The 4151-nt window shown below is 64.3% G+C and carries 6 protein-coding genes and 1 pseudogene; all 7 read left to right on the plus strand.

The annotated features are described in order from the left end of the window. Positions 1-275, plus strand: a pseudogene (locus MF607_RS22260) (DUF736 domain-containing protein); the annotation flags it as partial. Positions 276-552: 277 nt separating this feature from the next. After that, positions 553-993: a hypothetical protein gene (locus tag MF607_RS22265; RefSeq protein WP_242122351.1), complete on the plus strand. Its 441-nt coding sequence runs from the start codon at positions 553-555 to the stop codon at positions 991-993. 32 nt (positions 994-1025) lie between these two features. Next, positions 1026-1397, plus strand: a complete 372-nt coding sequence (locus MF607_RS22270; RefSeq protein ID WP_242122352.1) for a hypothetical protein — start codon at positions 1026-1028, stop codon at positions 1395-1397. Between the two features lie 76 nt (positions 1398-1473). After that, positions 1474-1794, plus strand: a complete 321-nt coding sequence (locus tag MF607_RS22275) for a hypothetical protein (RefSeq protein ID WP_242122353.1) — start codon at positions 1474-1476, stop codon at positions 1792-1794. Positions 1795-2636: 842 nt separating this feature from the next. Continuing rightward, positions 2637-2930: a hypothetical protein gene (locus tag MF607_RS22280; RefSeq protein WP_242122354.1), complete on the plus strand. Its 294-nt coding sequence runs from the start codon at positions 2637-2639 to the stop codon at positions 2928-2930. 53 nt (positions 2931-2983) lie between these two features. Then, positions 2984-3151: a hypothetical protein gene (locus MF607_RS22285; RefSeq protein ID WP_242122355.1), complete on the plus strand. Its 168-nt coding sequence runs from the start codon at positions 2984-2986 to the stop codon at positions 3149-3151. A gap of 40 nt (positions 3152-3191) precedes the next feature. Then, positions 3192-3443 (plus strand): hypothetical protein, encoded by a 252-nt coding sequence (locus MF607_RS22290; RefSeq protein WP_242122356.1) that lies wholly within the window; start codon positions 3192-3194, stop codon positions 3441-3443. Positions 3444-4151: the final 708 nt, after the last annotated feature.

The raw sequence follows: 4151 nt of genomic DNA on the forward strand, positions 1-4151 counted from the left end.
TCGCCGCCCCGCTCCAGGTCTCGGCCTTCCGCCAGGACGACGGCTCGTACAACATCGTGTGGCAGCGCGCGCAGCGTCGCCGCGACGTCGGTGCCGCCCTCGGCGTCAAGAGCGAGGACGATCTGGCGCCGCCCTTCGGTGCCGATGGCAGCCCGGTCGATGGCGGCGCAGGCGACGAGGGTGGCTCGATCAACGATGGCCTTGGCGAGACCACAGCACCGGTCGAACCCGCTCCCGCGCGCGGTCGCCGTCGCCGCGAACCGGCCGACGCCTGACGAACTCGGCCGGCGCTAAAGCGCCGGCCCATCCCATACCGGTACGCCTGCTCCCCGCGATACCGGCCCGGCACATGGTGAACAGCCTCCCATCATGTGCCACTCAGGGGCGACGCTTCGGCGTCGCCCTTTTTTTGAAGAAATGGCTTGCAGCGCTGCTGCGCTGCCGCAAGACTCGGAAGCAAAAGAGAAGGGGGTACGCGGTATGACGTGCTGGCAAGGGGACGAGGAGAACTCGCCCGGGACCAGTTCGCCTCTACCCGATGGAGCTATTCCCATGGGCGACCGCGTATCCGTGTCGATAACGATCGGGGGTTCGCTCCCTGCTAATCTGGTCGACGACTTCGTAACCTTAGTTCAGGCCGAGAGACTTTCAATCGATTGGGGCGGCGAACCTTTCGACCGCTCCCAGTTTCCTGAGGACGGCCCGTTGCGGCTCTTTGGCCAAGAGATCCGAGACGGCGAGATCGCAGAAATCGAGGATTTCTGCTGCACGCACGACCTGCCATACCTGCGCTGGTCGGGCGGCGCCCCCTCCTTTGGCCCGGAGATCGTGGTCTGGAAGGGCAGTGGCGACCGCCTGCGCTTCACCGCGGACGAAGAGGAGCGCGTTGTCATCGACGCGGATGAAGCACGCGAGCTCGGCACTTTCGAGGCCATCGCCGAGCATTTCGCCGACGGCAGCTATCAGCCTCCCGCCTTCCGGATTGCGGCGTAGTTCGCCCGCATACCCGCCAGCCGGAGATTAGAATGATGCGCTTTGCTATCCTGTTGCCGCTGCTGGCCGCTGCCTGCTCGGATCCCGGTCCGACCACTGACCAGGCGGCGCGGCAAGCCGAAGAACAGGCGAAGCCCGCCCGGATCGCCGCCATGCTGAAGAAGGGGGACATCACGCTCTCGCGCGAACACCCCCGTCCTGACCTTTCCTCACGCCGCTGGTTCAAGGTTGAGGACCAGTACGGCTGCAAGTGGTGGATCGACAGCGGCAACAAATACGACACCCAGCAGATCGACGTTCGTCCCGACGGCGAAGCCAACTGCACCGACCCGAAGCACGCACCCGAAAAGCTCGACGTCTACCGCGACCGCACGGGCAAGGTCGTCGACTACGACGAATTGTGAGGAGCCGACCATGACAGGCAACACCCATCCAGAGGTTGCGGCAGTATGCCGAGCCATGGCGGCCTCAAGGGCGAGGATGGCCCTGCTCGAGGGCGACCACCTCGACCTCGACACGACGATCGGCCTGCTCCACGATTACGCGTCGTCGGCCAGCCTCATCGAGGATCTACCCCTCCCACCTGATGACCAGGGGCTTCGCTCGATCGGTGCCACAGGCACCATGCTCATGCGGCTCTCCGAGACCCTCTCGACCCTGGTAGCCCGTGAGCGCGCCAGCTCCGCTGCCGCGGCTCGCCAGCTCACTGCGCGCCACAAGAGCGACAGGAACGTCCTCGCCTCGCTGCTCGGGCTCTCGATCCTGTTGAACGCCCTGCTGGCGTTCGTGGCGCTGCGCTGATGATGCCGACGCGTCCCGCCTATGGCGGGACCGGGCTTTAGTCGGTGCGATCTATCCAGTCGCGTACAAGGCAGGTCAGGAGACCCAAGCAGCCGACGACATTGAAGCAAAGCGCCGGCACCAAGAACCTAAGTCCATATATGGCCTGAAGCTGACGTGTCATCGCGTCGATCGGGGAGAGTGCTGGCTCCGGTGTAGGCGAGCCAACAAAGAACATCTGCATTAGCGTCATAACGAGCCCGATGCCGATGTAAGCGCAGGCCCAATTTGGACTAACGAAAGGCTTTCCAATAAATCGAAACAGAAAGTCGACGTCCGGTAGGTCATTGCTCCTGCGTGGCATGGCTTCCTCCCTCTGACGAGAGGGAGCCATAAAGACGGGTTCCTGTCTAGCCAGCGGTGACCAAGGGCTAGGGCACCCGCCTATGGCGGGACCGGGCTCTAGTCGGCTTCGCCTCCCGGAGCCCCGCGAGCGGGTCTCCGCCCTGTCGGGTGACGATCCCTTGCAACCGCCGCGCGTCTCCACTCGACCTGGCACCCAGCGCCTGACGGCGCCGGCTGCGGTCTCGCTCCGGCCGCGCGTCGGACCAACCCAATACTTCTCTCTCATGTCGTCCAAGTCTGGCATGCGGGGTTGGCGGACCGTCAAGGATGAGCGGTGCCCCCAATTTTCACGACCCGGCACTCCGCTGCGCTCCGCTCTGGGGCCGAGAAAATCGGCTCCCCCACTCGCGAGCGTCAACCGGGGTCCACGCCTTCGGCGCGGCTTCCCGGTTAACGTCCCTGACGGCCCTGACCGCCGCATGCCCGGGCGGAACCGCCATCGGAAAATGGAGGTTGAAATGGCAGGCTTTCAAATCACTTTCTTTCGCACCGCGCTGAAGGCGGGTATAGATCCCAACGAGGCGCAACACCTGACCGAGGTTACGGAGGACTTCATCGTGAGGACCGTGGATACCGCAAACCGCGATCTCGTGGCGCAGCTCAAGACCATGAACGGCAAGCTCGACAACATCGACGGCAAGTTCGAGAACAAGGTCACGCTGAGCCGCGTCCAACTGGCCGCGATCCTCGGGATCGCCGCGATTGGCGGCACAGCGGGGCCTCTCGCGCTCAAGATGATCGGCCTCGGCTGATACGACAGGGGGCTTCGGCCCCCTTTTTTGATCGCTCGCCAACAGGAGCGCGCATGCCGATCACGTCGCTTCACACAATCCTTGCGTTCCTCCTGCTGGTCCAGCTTTGCGCGCTTGGATACGCATTCAAGCAGGACTCGCCGTTCATCTACGCACAGGGCATCCTCTTCGGCACTTGCGTCGGGTATCTCGCCACGCAGAAGGCGCCAACCAAGCGTTGAACCGCCCCTCAAAAGAGGAACGCCATCAAAGGAGATCGTCTTGCGCCGATTCCATACCCGCGATCTGCTCCTCGCCGGCCCGGTCCTTGCCGCGTGCGTCTGCTATGTTCTGACGTACCTCACCTGGGACGACTTCCCTCTCGGGCCGAACCCGCAGGACTACATGATCGCAGCGGGCAATGTCGCTCTGCTCATGCTGCTGCCGCTCGGGTATCTCTGGCTTCGTGACCGCCGCATTGCAGAGCGCTCGATGACCAAGGGCGCCCGCCCGATGGGCGGGACCGGGCTCTAATCGGCTGCGCCTCCCGGAGCCCCTGACGGGTCTCCGCCCTTCGGGTAACGATCCCTCGCTGGATTCCTTGTGGCACGTCCCGCCGGGGACGGCGGGACCGGCCTAGTCGGCCCTGCGGGCCTCCCGGAGCCCCATAGGGAGGGGCTCCGCCCTTCGGGTAACGGCCTCGCGCAAGGACGTCCCCGGGGGATTTGCTGTTAACCCGGCCCGGAGCGGGCCGGGGCAAATCCATGACGACGATCCCGCTGTTAACCCGACCGCGAGAGCGGTCGGGGCGGGATCGATCAACTCTCTCTCATTTCGGCATCGGACCCAGCCTCATCGCCATATTCTGACGGGCCTCCACGACTTTCTCAAGGACGGCGGGGCCCCACCATTTTCTTTGGCGCCGCGCCGGCAGTCCTGCTTGTCGAAGGTGGCGCGGCGCCAAAGAAAATCGTGACCCCCACCGCCGCTAAAGCGGCGCGAGGCTTTGCCTCGCGTCCCTGACAAAGCCGCTCCGACCCGTCCGATGAGATTTCATCTTATCCAATACCGGATGAGAGAGCGTAAGCATTGGAGGCTTCAATGGCTACTTTCAACAACTTCTCGGATCTCGCCCGCACGATGGCTGACACCCGCGCGATGCAGATCGCCGACGAGACGAGGGCGGATGAGCGCGTGCAGCGCACCTACGAGGGCTCGTTCATCGAGGGAAGCGAGATGGCG

The organism is Sphingomonas lacusdianchii, from assembly GCF_022664395.1.
In the GTDB taxonomy this organism is placed as follows: Bacteria; Pseudomonadota; Alphaproteobacteria; order Sphingomonadales; family Sphingomonadaceae; genus Sphingomonas; species Sphingomonas lacusdianchii.